Here is a 21,201-nt window from a genome sequence, read left to right as displayed (position 1 = left end):
CGGAGTGTGTCGGGTGAGCCCGAAACGGGTACCGACTTGTAACGGTCCTGTACATAGGTACGGATATGTACTGAAAGGTAACTTCGAGTTGTCGCCGGTGAGAAAATAGAGACCGAAGTAAGCAACTTGCTCGACGTGTTCGGTGCCCACCGATCGCTGCTGGTTCAGCAGCCGGTGGGGGCGCGTGTGATTGTGGGAAAGAGAGGCATCGATTGGACCCGCTAGGTGTGGAAGGTGCTGGACACGACGACGGAGTCGGCAGTCCTGAGCATTCGTCGTTCCCCCTGTCACCGGCCCAATTGGGAATGTGGTTCGCGCAGCACGTGGACCCGGCGGTACCCGCGAACATCGCCCAGTACATCGAACTGCACGGTGATCTCGATGTGGAGCTTCTCCGCCGGGCCTCGTCCCAGGCTGCGCTCGAGCTGCAGTCCGGATTCGTGCGTCTCCTCGAGGTCGATGCCGAGCCTCGGCAGACCGTCGACCCCACTCTCGACGACTCCCTGAACTGCTTGGACCTGCGCGGTGAAGCCGACCCGCGCGCCGCCGCTCTGAAGTGGATGCACGACGACTACAGCGCGCCCATCGACATCCTCCGAGACCGGTTGATCGCCGCCACCGTTCTGCGCCTGGACGACGATGTGTGGTTCTGGTACGAGCGCGTTCACCACGTGGTGCTCGACGGTTTCGGTGCCGTCACCTTCATGAACCGCGCAGCGGAGCTGTACACGGCAGAAGTGGACGGCGTCGAGCCGACCAAGAATCTGGCGTCGGATCTGACCAAGGTCTACGACATCGACGTGGCCTACCGAGACTCGACCCGCTTCGAGGCCGACCGCGAGTACTGGGCGTCGCGCATCGAGGGCATCGACGGGGTCACCACCCTGGCCGGTCACACGGCACCGCCCGCGGCGAAGAGTCAGATCGACAGCACAGCTCTGTCCGCCGAGACCATGGAACGGCTCGAGGCCCTGCGCGCCCGGACCGACACGACGATGGCCACCATCGTCATCGGTGCTTTCGCCGCCTACCTCGCTCAGATGACCGGCCGCGAGGACGTCGTGCTCTCGCTCCCGGTGACTGCGCGTACCACCGCGGTCCTTCGCCGCTCCGGCGGAATGGTCTCCAACGTCGTGCCTCTGCGGCTCGATGTCGCAGGCGACACCACCGTCGAAACCCTTCTCGGACGCGTCAACGCCGAGGTCTCCGGGGCCCTGCGGCACCAGCGATACCGGCACGAGGACATTCGCCGTGACGCGGGCGGTGCCAGCGGTCAGGCATCGTTCTTCGGCCCGTGGGTCAACATCATGCTGTTCTTCGGCGAGGTACGCCTGGGTTCGATGGTCGGCGGCATCAACATCCTCTCCACCGGCCTGATCGAGGATTTCGGGCTCAACCTGTACACGAGCGTGGCCGGTTCCTCGACCCACATCGACTTCGAGTCCAACCCCAACTTGTACGGGTCGGAGCAGTCCGGGCGAAACCACGAACGGTTCGTCGACTTCATCGGTCGGTTCGTGGCGTCGGCTCCGAACGATCGGGTGTGGGATCTCGCGCTGACGGACGGTGACGAGCGTGAGTTGGTCGTGGCGCAATGGAACGCCACCGATCACGAAACCGACCCGCTCACGCTGCTGTCGGCCTTCGAAGCGGCAGCTGCAGCGAATCCCGGCGCAACAGCGCTCGTGTACGAGGGAGAGGCGCTCACCTACGGCGATCTCGCGGCGCGAGTGAACGTGCTCGCTCGACACCTGATCGAGATGGGCGTAGGCCCTGAGACGCTCGTCGGACTCTCGATCCGTCGTTCGTTCGACCTCGTCGTCGGCATGTACGCCGTCGTGGCGGCCGGCGGTGCCTGGGTGCCGATCGATCCCGACCACCCCGCCGAGCGCACGGCGTACATCCTGGACTCCGCGCAGCCGCGCTGTGTGTTGATCTCCTCGTCCGACGACGTTGCCCTGCCCGATGGAACCGAGACGGTGGCAGTCGATCTCCTCGACTACGCCTCGCGGTCCACCACGCCGATCCGCGACGCCGAACGTACCGCGCCACTGCGTCTTTCGAACACCGCATACGTGATCTACACGTCCGGCTCGACCGGACGACCGAAGGGCGTGGCGGTCGAGCATCGGGCGATCCACAACCAGATGGAGTGGATGCTCGCGGAGTACCCGATGGACGCCTCCGACGTCTATCTGCAGAAGACGGCCACCACCTTCGACGTCTCGCTCTGGGGGTTCTTCCTTCCGTTGCGGGTCGGCGCGACGATGGTGCTCGCGACACCCGATGGGCATCGCGATTCGGTGTACGTGGCCAACAAGATTGCCGAACACCGAGTCACCGTCACCGATTTCGTGCCGTCCATGTTGACGGTCTTCGTCGCCAATGCGCCGGTGCACACGTGCAGTTCGCTGCGACACGTGTTCGTGATCGGTGAGGCGCTGCCGGTCGAGACCGCCGCGTCGTTCCGCGCGATATCCCCTGCGGGACTGCACAATCTCTACGGCCCCACCGAGGCTGCCGTCTCCGTGACGTACTACCCCAGCGGCCCGCAGGACAGTCGGACAGTTCCGATCGGTGTGCCCGAATGGAACACGAAGGCGTTCGTTCTCGACAGTCGCTTGCGCCCCACACCGATCGGCGAGTCGGGTGAGCTCTACCTCGCCGGAGTGCAGCTCGCGCGCGGGTACGTGGGCCGGCCGGATCTGAGTTCGGATCGCTTCGTGGCCAATCCGTTCGGCGTCGGCGGCGACCGGATGTACCGCACCGGCGACCTCGTGCGCTGGCGTAGTGACGGAGTTCTGGATTACATAGGACGCACCGATTTTCAGGTCAAGTTCCGCGGCCAGCGCATCGAGCTCGGCGAGATCGAGACGGTTCTGCTCTCCCACGAATCCATCTCGCAGGCAGTGACTCTGGTGGCGCAGACGGTCACCGGTGACCAGTTGGTGGCCTATGTCGTCGCGGCTCCGGGGCGATCCATCGAATCCGCAGCAGCAATCGAATTCGCAGGACACGCGTTGCCGTCGTACATGGTGCCGGCGGCGGTGGTCGTCCTCGATTCTCTCCCGCTGAACACCAGCGGAAAGCTCGATCGAAAAGCGTTGCCGGAACCCGTGTTCAGCAGCGCGAAGAAGTATCGGGCACCGAAGAGCCGTGCGGACTACGTGGTGGCGGGCATCTACGAGGATCTGCTCGGGGCCTCCAAGGTCGGTCTGGACGAAGACTTCTTCGAGCTCGGTGGCAACTCGCTGATCGCTACTCAGTTGGTGACCCGAGTGGGCAGTGCACTGGGAGTGCGGCTCGGCGTCCGGGAACTGTTCGAGGCGCCCACCGTCGGCGCGCTCGCGGCCAGGGCGGAATCGGCGGCTCGGCTCGGCGCGGACGTACCGGTGCTCGAGGCCAAGGAACGGCCCGAGCGCATCCCGCTTTCGCCTGCGCAGCAGCGCATGTGGTTCCTCAACCGTTTCGACCCCACCACTGCGGTGTACAACCTGCCGTTCTCCGTCCGTCTGACCGGCCCCCTCGACGTGGTCGCCCTGTCGGCTGCATTCGCCGACGTCGTCGATCGACACGAGACGTTGCGGACCGTGTACCCCGAGGTGGACGGCTCACCCGAGCAGGTCGTGCTCGAGGCAGCTCGCACCCCGGCAACGATCCTGCCGGTGCGCATCGACCGCCGCGACCTGGGCGGCCGCCTGCACGAACTGGTCGGAAAGGGCTTCGACGTCACGGTCGACACACCCTTCCGAATCGCGCTCTTCGAGATCTCACCGACCGAGCACGAACTCGCCATGGTGCTGCACCACATCGCCGCCGACGGGGCGTCGTTCGGTCCGCTCGCACGGGACGTGCTCGTGGCCTACGCGAGCCGGATCAACGGGCGCGCACCGGAATGGACGCCGCTCGAGGTCCAGTACGCGGACTATGCGTTGTGGCAGCGGGCTGTGCTCGGCCCCGAGACCGATCCGCTGTCGATGGCCTCCCGTGAAATTGCCTACTGGAGCGCGACTCTCGAGGATCTGCCCGATCAGCTGGCCTTGCCGTCGAGCAGGCCGCGCCCTGCGGTGTCCTCGAACGCCGGCAGCAAGCTGCGGGTCGACGTTCCGGCGGGGCTGCATGCCTCGTTGGCACACCTGGCGCGCGCGAACAACGCCTCGCTGTTCATGGTGATGCAGGCCGCGTACGCGCTGCTGCTCGCCCGACTGAGCGGCACCACCGACATCGCCATCGGAGCACCGGTTGCGGGCCGCGGCGAGCCCGCACTCGACGACCTGGTCGGCATGTTCGTCAACACCCTCGTGTTGCGCACCGACGTCGATCCCGCGTTGACGTTCGAGGAACTCCTCGAACGAGTCCGCGACACCGACCTGTCTGCGTACGCCCACGCGGATGTGCCGTTCGAGCGACTCGTCGAGGTGCTCAATCCGGTGCGCTCGACGTCGAGGCATCCGTTGTTCCAGGTTGCGATCTCGTTGGAATCTGCGATGTCGCGCGAGCTCGAAGTCGGTGGACTCCGCGCGGAAGCCGCCGAATTCGATGTTCCCATCGCCAAATTCGACGTCCAGCTGTGGCTGACCGAGCACCTCGACGACGGAGTGCCCGCGGGCATCGACGCGGTGTTCGAATACGCCACAGATCTCTTCGATGCAGAACTCGTCGACAGCTTCGCCCGCCGATTCCTCGACATTCTGGACGCTGTCACCATCGACCCGACGGTTCCTGTCGGTGATGTCGACATCGTCGATGCCGCGGAGTACGAATGCGTGGCATCGCAATGGAACGCGTCGGGAGTCGACGTCTCTCGTGAGGTAACGCTGGTCGACCTCCTGGACGCAGCGGCGTCCGAGAAGCCGAACGCCGTCGCGGTGCGCTTCGGCGGCACGTCGATGACGTACGCCGAGTTCGACGCCCGCACCAATCGTCTTGCCCGAGTCCTGATCTCCCATGGCGTCGGCCCCGAGAGCCTGGTCGCCGTCGCCCTGCCGAGGTCGGCAGAGCTCATCGTCGCCCTCGTGGCGGTCGTCAAGGCCGGCGGCGGTTATCTTCCGGTGGATCCGAGCTACCCGCTCGACCGCGTCGAGTACATGCTCGACGATGCTCGGCCCACCACCGTGCTGTACTCCGGTGCCGAAGGCGTCGAGTTGCCGGTGGATGTCGAATCACACACCGGCGCAACGTTGCTCGACATGGACACCGTCGATCTCGTGTCGATGGCGGACGGCGTCGTCACCGACGAAGAACGTACGCGTCCCCTGCGTCCCGACAACGTCGCCTACGTCATCTACACCTCGGGCTCGACCGGTCGACCCAAGGGCGTGATGGTGCCGCATCGCAACGTGGTTCGGCTGCTCGCCAACACCGATTCGGTCTACGGCTTCGGTGCCGACGACGTGTGGACCATGTTCCACTCCTACGCATTCGACTTCTCGGTGTGGGAGCTGTGGGGCCCGTTGCTCTACGGCGGCACATTGGTGGTCGTGGACTACTTCACCTCGCGTTCGCCCGAGGCATTCCACCGACTGCTCGTCGACGAGCGGGTGACAGTGCTGAACCAGACGCCATCGGCGTTCTATCAGCTCTCCGAGGCCGATCGCGTCGCGGTGACCGACGGAGGTGAGCTGTCGCTGCGGTACGTGATCTTCGGTGGTGAAGCACTCGAGCAGCGTCGGCTCACCGGGTGGTTCGAGCGGCACGGGGACACCGCACCGCGGCTGATCAACATGTACGGCATCACCGAGACCACCGTCCACGTGTCGTACCGTGAGCTCGGTTCTGCGTCCGTGGGGACCAGTGCATCGGTGGTCGGCAAGCCGATCGCCGGTCTGCGCGTGTTCGTGCTCGATACCCGACTGCATCCGGTTCCGGTGGGTGTTCCCGGCGAAATGTACGTCGGTGGTGGACAACTCGCCCGCGGTTACCTGGGTCGCCGAGCGCTGACATCGACCCGCTTCGTGGCGAACCCGTTCGCCTCGGGGTCCGACGATGGGGCGCTGCTGTACCGAACGGGTGACCTCGCGCAATGGAACGCCGGGGGAGAACTCGAGTACCTCGGACGCTCGGACGATCAGGTCAAGGTGCGCGGATTCCGCATCGAGCTGGGCGAGGTCGAAGCTGCGGTGACAGCGCAGCCGACGGTCACCCAGGCTGCCGTCGTCGTTCGTGAGGATTCGCCGGGCGCGGCGCGTCTGGTGGCGTACGTGGTCTCCGCTGCGGTCGAGGGTCGCCCGATCGTCGACATCGAAGACCTCAGGGCCGGTATCGCTGCAGCTCTTCCGGAATACATGGTGCCGTCCGCTTTCGTTGTGCTGGACGCCATTCCGTTGACGGTCAACGGCAAGCTCGATCGCCGGGCGCTGCCGGCACCGGTGTTCGAGGTCCGCGAGTTCCGCGCTCCGACCACGCCGATCGAGGAGATCGTCGCCGACGTCTTCGCAGACGTGCTCGGGGTCGAGCGGGTGGGGCTCGACGACGACTTCTTCGAGCTCGGCGGCAACTCGTTGATCGCCACCCAGGTGGTCTCACGATTGGGCGTGGCACTCGATGCCACTGTTCCGGTGCGCATGTTGTTCGAGGCCTCGACCGTCGCCCTGCTCGCGGTGCGGGTCGAGCAAGCCGCGGGCGAAGGTGGACGCACCGCGCTGGTCGCGGCGGTGCGGCCGGAGCGAATCCCGCTGTCGCTGGCGCAGCAGCGAATGTGGTTCCTCAACCGGTTCGACGCCGATTCCACCGCGTACAACATTCCGTTCGCGTTGAAGTTGACCGGCGAGCTGGATGTCGCGGCACTGCAGGTTGCGATCATGGACGTGATCGACCGGCACGAGTCGCTGCGCACGGTGTACCCCGATACCGCCCACGGCCCACAGCAGTCCATTCTCGACGCCGCTCAGACGGTGCCGAATCTGATGCCCATTCCGACGTCTGCGGCCGACATCCAGCGGCAGGTTTTCACGTTGGCTTCGACGACGTTCGACGTGACCGTCAATGTTCCGATTCAGGCCCGACTGTTCGAGATCGGCCCTCGCGAACACGTCATCGCCATGGTGGTGCACCACATTTCGGCCGACGGATGGTCCATGGGCCCGCTGGCGCGCGACATCATGATCGCGTATGCCTCGCGCACTGCCTGGGAGAACCCGGCATGGATGCCGTTGGAGGTGCAGTACGCCGATTACAGCCTGTGGCAGCGCTCCGTCCTCGGATCGGAGGACGATCCGGAATCGCTGATCTCCGGCCAGGTCGACTACTGGGCTCAGATGCTGGCCGGGTTGCCGGATCAGCTCGATCTGCCGACCGACCGACCTCGCCCGAATCGCCAGTCCTACCAGGGCTCGTCGATCCGCTTCGAGGTGCCGGCCGAGGTCCATCGCGGCCTCTCTTCGCTGGCCCATACGCACAACGCGTCACTGTTCATGGTCGTCCACGCTGCTCTGGCAGTGTTGCTCGCGCGCCTCTCGGGCACCGAGGACATTGCGATCGGCACCCCGGTCGCCGGTCGCGGCGACGCAGCCCTCGACGACGTGGTCGGCATGTTCGTCAACACGCTCGTGCTGCGTACCGATATCGAAGCGGGTCGCACGTTCTCGGAGCAGATCGGGCGCGCAAGAGAAGTAGCGCTCGGTGCGTTCGGGCACGCCGACCTTCCGTTCGAGCGCTTGGTCGAGGTGCTGAATCCGTCGCGTTCGCAGGCGCGGCATCCGCTCTTCCAGGTGATGCTCTCGTTCGAGAACCTCACTCGTACGCACGTGGACCTGCCAGGTCTGTCGGTGGACAGCGTCGCACTCGATGCCGAGGTGGCGAAGTTCGATCTTCAGCTGACCGTCACCGAGTCGATCGGAGTGGACGGGCGCGGACAGGGCATGGCCGCCGAGTTGACGTACGCGACCGACCTGTTCGATGCGGAGACGGTGCGCGGCTTCTCCGATCGCTTCGTGCGGATGCTCACCGCAGTGGTGGCCGATCCGTCGGTGTCGGTGGGAGACATCGATCTTCTCGACGACGGTGAGCGCGCGCGAGTCGTGACGGCGTGGAACCACACCGAACACGACGTGCCGAAGCAAGTGACGCTCGTCGACCTGTTCGACCGTCAGGTCGCCGAGACTCCCGATGCGCCGGCGCTGGTGTTCGAGGGGGAGCGGCTGACGTATGCGGAGTTCGCCGCGAAAGCCAATCGCCTTGCGCGTTATCTGGTCTCGATCGGAGTCGAGCCCGACTCCCTCGTCGGACTCGCTGTCGGTCGAAGCCTCGACTTGTTCGTCGGCATGTATGCGATCGTCAAGGCGGGGGCGGGTTACGTTCCGATCGACCCGAAGCAGCCGGCCGACCGCAACGAGTACATCGTCTCCACGGCGGCACCGATCCGAGTGCTGTCCATCACGCGCGATCACGTGGAGTTCGCCGGAGTCGAAACGATCGACATCGACACGCTCGACGTGTCGACGCTGTCGTCGGCTCCGCTGACCGACGCCGATCGAATCGCCCCGCTACGACCCTCGAACACCGCCTACGTGATCTTCACGTCCGGATCGACAGGCCGACCCAAGGGCGTCGGGGTGTCGCACGAAGCGATAGTCAACCGCCTGCTGTGGATGCAGCACGAGTACCGGTTGAATGCCGACGACGTGGTGCTGCAGAAGACTCCGTCGACCTTCGACGTGTCGGTGTGGGAGTTCTTCTGGGCCCTGCAGAACGGCGCGTCCGTGGCCATCGCCGTCCCGGACGGTCACCGAGACGCGTTGTACCTGCTCGATGTCATTGCACGCGAGCATGTCTCGGTGGTGCACTTCGTGCCCTCCATGATGTCCGTCTTCGTTCCGGAGGTAGAACGGCGCAGGACGTCCGGTGCCTCGCTGCGGCTGGTGTTCGCCTCCGGTGAGGCTCTGGCTCCCACCACGGCCCGGGCACTGCGCCGCGCGATCGGGGGAGTGGCGCTGCACAACCTGTACGGTCCGACGGAGGCCGCGGTCGACGTGACGTATCACGCTGTGACGGACGAAGACTCGGATGTCATGCCGATCGGTGCTCCGGTGTGGAACACCGCGGTGTACGTGTTGGATTCGCGACTGAACCCCACTCCCGTCGGAGTCGCGGGTGAGCTCTATCTTGCGGGTACACAGTTGGCTCGTGGTTACGTCGGTCGCCCCGATCTGACCGCGGATCGATTCGTGGCGCATCCGTTCGCGACGGGTGGAGCTCGTCTCTACCGCACCGGCGACGTCGTGCGATGGAACCGACACGGCGAACTGGAATACGTCGGACGTTCGGACTTCCAGGTCAAGCTTCGCGGCCTGCGCATCGAACTCGGCGAGATCGAATCTGCACTGCTGGCGCAGCGTTCGATCTCCCAGGCGGTCGTCGTCGTGCGCCGCGAACAACTCGTCGGTTACGTCGTACCGTCCGGTGCCTCGGTGGACACCGGAGCCGTACTGGCCGCGCTTCGGGCACGACTGGCGGAATACATGGTGCCGTCGACTCTCATCGTGCTCGCGGAATTCCCACTGGGCGCGAGCGGAAAGCTCGATCGAAAGACGTTGCCCGATCCCGCCTTCGAGGTGACCGAGTACCGGGAACCGACGAACGAGATCGAACGTGTCGTCGCCGACGTCTTTGCTCAGGTGCTGGGTATCGAGCGGGTCGGTCTCGACGACGACTTCTTCGATCTCGGCGGAAATTCGCTCATCGCAACACAGTTGGTGTCCAGGCTGGGCGTCGCTCTGGATACCCGCATCGCGGTGCGGGAGCTCTTCGACACGTCGACAGTGGCCGACCTCGCTGCTCGGTTGGGCACGCTGGTCGCCACCGGTAGTCGCCCGCCACTGGTGCCGCAGGATCGGCCGGAACACATACCGCTGTCGTTGGCCCAGCAGCGGATGTGGTTCCTGAACAAGTTCGACGTGGAATCGGCAGCCAACAACATCCCGATCGCCGTGCGCCTGTCCGGTCTGCTCGACCGCCGCGCGATGCAGATCGCGGTGTCCGACGTCGTTGCTCGGCACGAGTCTCTGCGCACGGTGTTCCCCGAGACGGACGGCACCGCACATCAGGTGATCGTCGACGCGCAGTCGGCCACCCCCGACCTGACGCCTGTCGACATAGCCGCACGCGACGTGGCGGACGCGATGCGCGAACTGGCCACCACCGGCTTCGACCTGTCCAAGGACCTGCCGTTCCGGACGAGGCTGTTCGAGGTCAGTCCCACCGAGCACCTGCTCGTGTTCGTCGTCCATCACATAGCGGCCGACGGATTCTCTCTGGGTCCGCTGACTCGTGACGTGATGAATGCCTATGCCGCGCGGTCGATGAACCAGGAACCGTTCTGGTCTCCGCTGCCGGTCGATTACGCCGACTACAGCCTCTGGCAGCGCGAGGTCCTCGGTTCCGAGAGCGATCCCACCTCCATCGTCTCGCAGCAGATCGACTACTGGACAACGGCATTGGCCGGTCTACCCGACCAGTTGGATGTGCCGTCGGATCGTCCGCGGCCCGCCGTTGCCTCGAACAGCGGTGCGCTGGTGCGCTTCTCGATCGACGAGGATCTGCATCGCGGCCTGATCGACGCCGCGAGAGCCGAGAACGCCTCGCTGTTCATGGTGGTGCACACCTCGCTGGCGGTATTGCTGTCGCGCTTGTCCGGTGAAGCCGACATCGCGATCGGCACTCCGGTCGCCGGTCGTGGCGAGGCCGCTCTCGACGACCTGATCGGCATGTTCGTCAACACCCTGGTCCTGCGCACCGAGATCGATACGTCCCGGCGGTTCGACCAGGTGCTTGCCGACGCCCGAGAAACCGACCTGTCGGCTCTGGCCCACGTGGACGTACCGTTCGAGCGACTGGTCGAAATCCTCAATCCCGCCCGATCCACGGCTCGTCATCCCCTCGTGCAGGTGGTGCTCGCGTTCCAGAACCTGGGTCAGAAAGACCTGGAACTGCCGGGACTGTCGGTGTCCACCGTCGACTTCGAAACCGTGGTCTCGCTGTTCGATCTCCAATTCACCTTCGTGGAGAAGATCGGTCCGGCTGGTGCCCCACAGGGCATGGTCGTCGACGTCACCTACGCGACGGATCTGTTCGACGAGGACACCGTCCTCGTTCTGTGCGAGCGGTTGGTCACCGTCCTGGGTTCGGTCGCGGAGAACCCCGCGGCCGTGGTCGGCGAGATCGAGCTTCTCGACGACGGTGAACGCACCCGAGTCCTCCGTGAGTGGAACGACACCGAGCATCCCGTCGACCGCTCGCAGACCTTGGTCTCGTTGTTCGAGGCCCAGGTCGAGAAGACACCGGACGCAACGGCTCTGGTGTTCGAGGGTGAGTCCCTGACATACGTGGAGTTCTCGAGTCGCGTCAACCGACTCGCTCGCGTCCTGATCTCTTGCGGAGTCGGGCCGGAGACATCGGTTGCCGTCGCCGCTCGTCGGTCGATCGAGCTGCTGGTCGCGATTCATGCCATCGTCACGGCCGGCGGTGCCTACGTACCCATCGATCCGGACCAGCCTGCCGAACGCACCGGCCACATCCTCGACACCGCGGCTCCGGTCTGCATTCTGACGACCGGCCGCGACGGGTTCTCCTTCGCCTCGGACGTCCCCGTTCTCGACATCGCCGAGAATTCGGCCGAGGGTCTCGACGTGTCGGACGCTTCGATCGGCGACGCGGATCGGCGTGCCCCACTGCTGCCGTCGAACGCCGCGTACGTCATCTTCACCTCGGGTTCCACCGGTACCCCCAAGGGTGTTGCGGTGACACACATGTCCATCGTCAACCGCCTGTCGTGGATGCGAGAGCACTTCCCTCTGACTGCCGACGACGTGATGCTGCAGAAGACCCCGGTGACGTTCGACGTCTCGGTACCGGAGCTGTTCTTCCCGTTGCAGATCGGTGCGACGTTGGTGATCGCGAAACCGGACGGTCACCGCGACCCCACGTATCTCGTCGATCTCATCGTCGAACGATCCATCACCGCTGCTCATTTCGTGCCTGCACTGCTCGAGGTGTTCGTCGGAGAGGACGGTGTTTCGCGCGCCGAGTCGCTGCGGATGGTGTTCGCGTCCGGTGAGGCTCTGTCCGCTGGCGTGGGCGCTCGACTACGGGCCGTGTTGCCGAACACGACACTGCACAATCTGTACGGTCCGACCGAGGCTGCGGTCGAGGTGACCTCGTACGACGTGACCGAGGCCGACGTCGACGTGGTGCCGATCGGTGCCCCGGTGTGGAACACCCACACGTACGTGCTGGATTCACGTTTGCGACCGGTTGCTCCCGGAGTCGCCGGCGAGCTCTACCTCGCGGGTGTGCAGTTGGCGCGCGGATATCTGGACCGTTCCGATCTGACCGCCGACCGTTTCGTCGCCGACCCCTACGGCGAGCGCGGCGACAGAATGTATCGCACGGGCGACCTGGTCCGTTGGCGTGACGAGAACCGTCCGGGCATCGCCGGATCGGGTGGGGTCCTGGAATACCTGGGCCGCACCGACTTCCAGGTCAAGCTTCGCGGTCTGCGCATCGAACTGGGCGAGATCGAAACCGTGTTGCGGCGCCATCCGGGTGTCGGATCGGCTGTGGTGCTCGTGCATTCGAGCGAGGTGACCGGCGATCAGCTCGTCGCGTACGTCGTGCCTACTCCTGGGTCGACCCTCGACCCGGCCGAGCTGACCGAGACAGCCGCGGGTTCATTGATCTCGTACATGGTCCCTGCGGCGTTCGTCGTGCTCGATTCCCTGCCTCTCACACCGAGCGGCAAGCTCGACCGTCGATCGCTCCCGGATCCCGAGATCGTTCAGCGCGAGTTCCGAGCACCGAGCACGGCCACGGAAATGGTTGTGTCCGATGTGTTCCGCGAGATTCTGGGCGTGGACCGAGTGGGTGCGGACGACGAATTCTTCGCACTCGGTGGAAACTCACTGGTGGCGACGAGAGTGGCGTCGCGTATCGGCGTCGCACTCGACACCACCGTGTCGGTTCGCGCGATCTTCGAGGCCGCCACGGTGTCTGCGCTCGCAGCCCGACTCGACGAACAGACCGGTTCCGGTGGACGAAAGTCGTTGGTGCGCAGCGAGTTGCCCGAGACGATCCCGCTGTCGCTCGCGCAACGCCGAATGTGGTTCCTGAACCAGTTCGACGTCGACGCCGCAACGAACAACCTTCCGGTGGCCATCGAGCTGACCGGCACGCTCGACGTCGAAGCCCTGGCTGCCGCCGTCGCCGACGTCGTCGAGCGCCACGAGTCGTTGCGCACGATGTATCCCGAGGTCGACGGAACTGCGTCGCAGGTCATCGTCGACGCCGCGCAGGTCGTTCCGGAACTGCACGCCCGTTCGGTCGCCGAGGCCGAGGTCGTCGGTGCGCTCACCGATCTGTTCATGGGCGGATTCGACGTTGCGACGGTACCGCCGCTGCGCGCAGCGTTGCTGCGGATCGAACAGGACCGTCACGTCCTTGCGTTCGTGACCCACCACATCGCTGCCGACGGCTACTCGATGGGACCGTTGACCCGTGATCTGATGATCGCCTACGGGGCCAGGTCTTCCGGCGCGGCACCGAACTGGGAACCACTGCCGGTTCGCTACGTGGACTACACCCTGTGGCAGCTCGCGGAGCTCGGTTCCGAGGACGACCCGCAGTCGCCGATCGCGACGCAGATTCGGCACTGGTCGCACACGCTGTCCGGACTACCCGACGAAATCACGTTCCCCGGTGATCGGCCTCGCCCGGACACTGCGTCGTATCGCGGCGGAAACGTCGTCCTCACGGTCGGTGCTGCAACCCGGGCGAGCCTGGTGGATCTGGCCCGCGACCATCGGTCGTCTCTGTTCATGGTGCTGCACACCGCACTCGCCGTACTGCTCGCGCGACTGTCGGGTGAGCGGGACATCGCGATCGGTACGCCGGTCGCAGGCCGCGGCGACGCGGCACTGGACGATGTGATCGGCATGTTCGTCAACACCCTGGTGTTGCGCACGGACGTCGCGTTGGATTCGTCGTTCGTCGCTGCGCTGGAACATGTCCGGGAAACGGATCTGTCGGCCTTCGGCCACGCGGACGTACCGTTCGAGCGTCTCGTGGAGGCTCTCGATCCGGCTCGTTCGGCCGCGCGACACCCGTTGATCCAGGTGATGCTGACCGTGCAGAACATGGAGCAGACCGAACTCGAGCTGCCCGGACTGCACGTGCGCGGACTCGACCTCGACATCGTCACGGCCAAGTTCGATCTGCAGTTCACGTTCACCGACAATGCCGACGGCAGCACGCGACTCGACGTCACCTATGCTCGCGACCTCTACGACGAGGACACCGCCCGCAGCTTCGGTACCCGGTTGTTGCGCATTCTCGACACGGTCGCCGAGAACTACGGCGCTCCGGTGGGAACCATCGAGTTGATGGACACGGCCGAGCGTGACCACGTTCTGGCGCTTGCCCGTACGGCACCCGCCGTCGCGGATACGCCGGAGACGCTGGTGGACCTGTTCGCCGCTCGCGCCGCCGAGGCACCCGAATCGGTTGCCGTGGTGTTCGGCGATCGCAGCTCGACCTACCGGCAGATCGACGAGGCATCCAATGCTCTGGCCCGCCGCCTGTCGGCGGTCGGAGTGGGGGCGGAAAGCCTTGTCGCCGTGGTTCTTCCGCGGTCCACCGACCTCGTCGTCGGCTTGCTCGGCGTGCTCAAAGCAGGTGGCGGCTACGTCCCGATCGATCCGTCCTACCCGGCCGATCGCATCGAGTTCGTGCTGACCGACTCGCGTCCTGCCGCCCTGTTGACCTGGTCCGGGGTCGAGGTGGATCTGCCGACGACATTGCCGCGGGTAGAGATCGACTCGTCCGACGACGCGGTCGACACTGCGCCGTTGAACCCGACCGAACTGCGTTCACCGCGCTCCGACGCACACGTCGCCTACGTGATCTACACGTCGGGGTCCACCGGTAAGCCCAAGGGCGTGGTGATTCCGCATCGCAATGTCGTTCGCCTGCTCGCGAACACACAGAGCGAGTTCGACTTCGGTCCCGAGGACGTGTGGACGCTGTTCCATTCCTTCGCTTTCGACTTCTCGGTCTGGGAGCTGTGGGGGCCGCTCACCACCGGCGGCACCGTGGTCGTCGTGGACTACTACACGTCACGGTCACCGGAAGCTCTGCGCGAGTTGCTGGTTTCCGAGCGGGTCACCGTGCTCAACCAGACACCGTCGGCCTTCTACCAGTTGGACGAGGCCGATCGAACCGCCGCCACAGCGGCCGATTACGCGCTGCGGTTCGTGATCTTCGGTGGCGAGGCACTCGAGCTGCGCAGGCTGTCCGGTTGGTTCGCCAGGCACGGTGACAGTCGTCCGCGACTGGTCAACATGTACGGAATCACCGAGACCACGGTGCACGTGTCGCACCGCGAGCTCGATGTGACCTCGGCCGCGTCCGCCTCGGGATCTCTGGTGGGACGGGCGATTACAGGACTCGCGGTCTACGTACTCGACTCCCGGCTCGGGCTTCTTCCGGTCGGAGTTCCCGGCGAGATGTACGTCTCGGGCGGCCAGGTCGCGCGCGGATATCTCGGACGAGCAGGATTGAGCGCCACCCGTTTCGTGGCCGATCCGTTCGCTGCGGACGGATCGGTGCTGTACCGCACCGGCGATGTCGCACGGTGGTCCGGTTCGGGCGAACTCGAGTTCGTCGGGCGAGCCGACGATCAGGTCAAGATCCGCGGATTCCGGATCGAGCTGGGCGAGGTCGAATCCGCTGTCGTCGCAGCGGCGACCGTGGGCCAGGCAGCCGTGATCGCTCGCGAGGACACTCCGGGCTCGGCGCGACTGGTTGCATACGTGGTGCCCGCTGCGGGTGCTGTCGTGGACGTCGACACCCTGCGCTCGTCGGTCGCCGAGAACCTCCCCGACTACATGGTGCCGTCCGCGTTCGTCGTACTCGACACCATTCCGTTGACGGTCAACGGAAAGCTCGACCGGCGCGCGCTTCCCGCGCCCGCAGCTCAGCTTCGGCAGTTCCGTTCGCCGTCCACCCCGATCGAGGAGATCGTTGCCGGTGTCTTCGCCGGTGTGCTGGGAGTGGATCGCGTCGGACTCGACGACGACTTCTTCGAGCTCGGTGGAAACTCGCTCGTTGCAACCCAGGTGGTTTCGCGGATCGGTGCCGCCCTCGGCCGAAACGTGCCGGTGCGGATGCTGTTCGAGGCATCGACGGTCGAGTTGCTGGCGCACCGTGTCGAACGCAGCTCCGGGCCCGAGCGCCCTGCGCTGGTGGCGCGGCCGCGCCCGGACTTCGTCCCGTTGTCGCTGGCGCAGCAGCGCATGTGGTTCCTCAACCGGTTCGACAACTCGTCGACGGCCTACAACATCCCGTTCGCGATGCGGTTGAGCGGCAACCTCGACGTCGACGCGCTCGAGCAGGCTGTCCTCGACGTGATCGAACGCCACGAGACCCTGCGTTCGGTGTACCCGGACTCATCGGACGGACCACATCAGGTGATCGTGCCGATGTCCGAGGTGCGCACAGCACTGACCGTCGTGGACACCGATGCCGAATCCGTCGCTACCCGCGTCGGTGAACTGTTGGCGACCACCTTCGACGTCACCGCGTCGATCCCGTTGCAGGCGGTGCTCTTTCGGGTGTCCGACACCGAGTTCGTGCTCGGAATGGTCATCCACCACATCAGTGCCGACGGGTTGTCGACCGTTCCCCTCTCGACCGACGTGATGACGGCGTACGCCGCGCGCTCACGCCGGTCCGATCCGCAGTGGTCTCCACTGGCCGTCCAATACGCCGACTACGCGCTGTGGCAGCGGGAGGTACTCGGCGACGACGGCGATGCCGACTCGATCGCAGCGCAACAGATTCGGTACTGGACGGACGCGTTGGCCGACCTTCCCGAGCAACTGGACCTGCCGTTGGATCACCCACGGCCTGCCGAGCAGACCTTCCGCGGCAGCCGCATCGATTTCCACATCGATGCCGATGTCCGGGCTGCTCTGGTCGCACTCGCGCGTACCCACAACGCCACGGTGTTCATGGCCGTGCACGCAGCATTCGCAACACTGCTGGCTCGCATCTCCGGATCGCAGGACATCGTGGTCGGTACTCCGATCGCCGGCCGCGGCGAAGCGGAGATCGAGAATCTCGTCGGCATGTTCGTCAACACGTTGGTGTTGCGTCTCGACGCGCGCGCCGATGCCAGCTTCGAGGACCTTCTGGTCGCGGCTCGCGAGACCGACCTGCAGGCATTCGCACACGCGGACATTCCGTTCGAGCGTCTGGTCGAGGTGGTGAATCCGGCACGTTCGACGGCTCGGCATCCGCTGTTCCAGGTGGGTTTCTCCTTCCAGAACTTCGTGCGCCGCAGCTTCGAGTTGGACGGTCTCGACATCTCGGCACTCGACACCGACTCGACGACGTCTCAGTTCGATCTGCACCTGATCGTCACCGATACGCCCGGATGGAGCGACCCGCAGAGCGGGGAGCACGGCGGGTTCGGGGCCATGTTGACCTACGCCACCGATCTGTTCGACGAGCGAACCGCCCGGACTCTGGTCGATCGGTTCCAGCAACTGTTGGCCGCGATAGTCGCATCGCCTGCGACGGCCATCGGCGATCTGGATCTCCTGCTCGGCGACGAGCGCGAGACCATCGTCTCGCGCTGGAACGACACGGATCGCAGCATCTCCGAGAGCACGCTGACCGACCTGTTCGCTGCATCGGCCGCGCGAGATCGCGGCGCGGTGGCTCTGATCCACGACGACGGCACACTCACCTACGGTGAGTTCTCCGATCGCGTCGCACGGCTGGCGCGTCACCTGATCTCTGTGGGGGTCGGACCCGAAGTACGTGTGGGCCTTGCAATTCGGCGCTCCGTCGATCTCCTCGTCGGCATGTACGCGATCTCGGCCGCGGGCGGTGCGTATGTTCCGCTCGACCCGGATCAGCCTTTCGAACGCAACTCGTTCGTCCTCGAGACGGCCGAACCCCTGTGTGTGCTCGTCGCCGCGAACGGTGCAGACGAGGACGGGATCGCCTCGGTCGCGACGGCCGTCGACATCACACAGCTGGACCTGTCCGGCTATTCCGCCGAGCCGGTGGCTCCGCACGAGCGGACGTCGTTGCTGCGCCCGGAGAACACCGCGTACGTCATCTTCACCTCCGGTTCGACCGGGCGACCCAAGGGCGTCGCGGTGAGCCACGGTGCCATCGTCAATCAACTCGAGTGGATGCGTGAGGAGTACGGCCTCGGTACCGAGGACGCGTCGCTGCTCAAGACGGCGGCAACGTTCGACCTCTCGGTGTGGGAGTTCTGGTCTCAGCCGACGTCGGGCGGACGAGTCGTCATCGCGGCTCCCGACGGGCATCGCGATCCGGATTACCTCCTGGCGGCAATCCGCGAGCACGAGGTGACGACGCTGCATCTGGTGCCGTCGACGTTGACGATGCTGACCACTGTCGCAGGCGGTTCCCTCGGACCCTCCTTGCGTCGTGTGCTGGCCATCGGCGAAGCACTTCCGGCTGCTCTGGCGCAGGACTTCCGGCGTCGGAACACCGCCGAGCTGTACAACCTGTACGGGCCGACCGAGGCCGCCGTGTCGGTGACGGCTCACCCGGTGACCGATGCCGACACGGTTGTCGTTCCCATCGGTGTGCCGGAAGCGAACACTGCTGTCCACGTTCTCGATTCGCGTCTGCACCCGGTTCCGGCCGGAATCACGGGTGAGCTGTACCTCGCCGGTGATCAGCTCGCACGCGGGTACTTCGGCCGCCAGGATCTCACTGCGGAACGATTCGTTGCGAACCCGTTCTCGGTGAACGGCGGGCGGATGTACCGCACCGGAGACCTGGTGCGGTGGCGTCTGGCGGACGGCGATTCCGAGGGTGCCGAAAGTGCACGACTCGAGTACGTCGACCGAGTCGACTTCCAGGTCAAGATCCGGGGATTCAGGATCGAGCTCGGCGAGATCGAAGCCGCCGTCCGCGCACTGCCTCAGATCGCCGAGACTGCCGTGGTGGTCCACCGGGACTCGGTGGTCGGTCAGCAGTTGGTCGCGTACCTGGTGGGTGTCGACGGATCGGCTCCCGACACGGCGGCGGCCGAGAAGGATCTCGCGCGCGTGCTGCCGTCGTACATGGTCCCGGCCGCGTTCGTTGTGCTCGAACGGCTTCCGCTCAACGCCAACGGCAAGCTCGATCGCGCGGCACTTCCGCACCCGCAGTTCGAGACAGCCGAGTTCCGGGCACCGGTGGGACCCGTCGAGGAGATCGTCGCGCAGACCGTCGTCGATCTGCTCGGCCTCGACCGCGCCGGACGAGACGACGATTTCTTCGCGCTCGGCGGAAACTCGTTGATCGCAACGCAGTTGGTGTCCCGTCTCGGACAGGCGCTCGATGCGCAGGTTCCGGTACGCGCTGTGTTCACCGCCTCGACGGTCGAGGGCCTCGCAGCTCACATCGCGCCCCTCGTCGGTGGGGGAGCCCGTCGGGAGCTGACCTCGGTCGCGCGGCCCGAAGTGCTGCCGCTCTCGGTGGCCCAGGACCGGATGTGGACGATCAACCGAGTCGATCCGGAGTCCGGCGCTTACAACATCCCGGTGGCGGTCCGATTGACCGGCGAGCTCGACGTAGCTGCTCTCGCGGCGGCGTTCGACGACGTGGTGGCCCGACACGAGATTCTGCGGACCCGGTATCCGGAGGGCACGGACGGCCCGATGCAACTCATCGGATCGGTCGCCGACGTCGGGGTCGACCTGACCCCGGAGAAGGTCGACCGAGATGCGTTGCCTGCCCGCCTGATGGAAGTACTGGGAACCGGCTTCGACGTCACGACGGCGGTGCCGGTCCGTGCAGCTCTGCTCGAGATCGGTGCGGACGAGCACGTACTGGCCGTCGTTGCGCACCATATTTCTGCCGACGGTTTCTCCATGGGCCCGCTCATCCGTGACGTGATGGTGGCCTACACGGCACGCGTCGACGGAGGCATGCCCGCGTGGGAGCCGCTCGACGTCCAATACGCCGACTTCGCGATCTGGCAGCGCGAGGTACTCGGCAGCGAGACCGACCCGGACAGCGCGCTCGCCCGACAGCTGTCCTACTGGACCGAGCGACTGTCCGGAGCTCCGGAAGTGCTCGAGCTGCCGACGGATTCACCGCGTCCGGCTCGGCCGTCGATGCACGGCGCGGCCTATCGGTTCACCATCGGCCGGGATGTCGCCGGTCGCATCGAGGCGATCGCGCGCGAGCACGCGGCCACCACGTTCATGGTGGTCCACAGCGCGTTCGCTGTCCTGCTCTCGCGGCTGAGCAACTCCACCGACATCAGCATCGGCACGCCGAGCGCCGGCCGCGGTGAGCAGAAACTAGACGACCTGGTCGGCATGTTCGTCAACACCCTGGTTCTGCGAACCCGAGTGCAGCGCGCCGATTCGTTCCTGGATCTGCTGCAGCAGGCCAAGGAGACCGATCTCGCTGCGTTCGGCAACGCGGACGTACCGTTCGAGCGGCTCGTCGATGCGCTCGGTCGGGCCAGGTCCACTGCGTACACGCCGTTGTTCCAGGTGATGCTGACGTTCCAGAACCACACCACCGGAACGTTCGAGCTGCCAGGACTACGCATCGATGCGCTCGACGCCGGCGACGACCAGGCGAAGTTCGACTTGCAGTTGACCGCGGTCGAGTCGTTCGACGAGGCGGGATCACTTGCTGCGATCGAGGCGACGTTCACCTACGCCACGGCGCTGTTCACCGAGGCGAGTGTCGCGACCTTCGCCGAGCGCTTCGGAAAGATCCTCGAGGCGGTCACGGCCGATCCGACGGTGGCCGTGGGCTCAATCGACGTTCTCACCGACGACGAGAAGGCCGAGTTCGCACCCAAGGCCACTCCGAAGACGATCGACGACCTGCCCGAGTTGGTGGCGCAGGCCGCTGCCGTGGCACCGGACGAGATCGCGTTCGAGCACGAGTCGACGCGAGTGACGTTCGCGGCGATGAACACCAGAGTGGCGCAGACGTCGGCGACGATGGGCGGTGCCATGAAGCCGCAGGCACTCATGACGGTGACATTGTCCGCTCTGGTGCCCGGCATACTTCCGGCCCTCGGTGCACAAGGGCTCACCACGGCTCTGGCATCGTTGATCGAACGTGCGGAGTCGGTGATCGCGTCATCGTGAGCGGCGGCGATCCCGGCGGCACGTATCCCCGCCGACCGCGCGGGGCCAACGAGAACGACACGGC

Annotated in this window: 1 protein-coding gene; it reads left to right on the top strand. The window is 65.6% G+C overall.

Annotated features, from left to right (window positions below):
- Window positions 1-227: 227 nt before the first annotated feature.
- Window positions 228-21,137 (top strand): non-ribosomal peptide synthase/polyketide synthase, encoded by a 20,910-nt coding sequence (locus CH286_RS01105; protein WP_255182530.1) that lies wholly within the window; start codon window positions 228-230, stop codon window positions 21,135-21,137.
- The last annotated feature ends 64 nt before the right edge of the window (window positions 21,138-21,201 follow it).

This window comes from Rhodococcus sp. WWJCD1, from assembly GCF_002258735.1.
Classification (GTDB): domain Bacteria; phylum Actinomycetota; class Actinomycetes; order Mycobacteriales; family Mycobacteriaceae; genus Rhodococcoides.
This window is presented reverse-complemented; position numbering and strand designations above follow the sequence as displayed.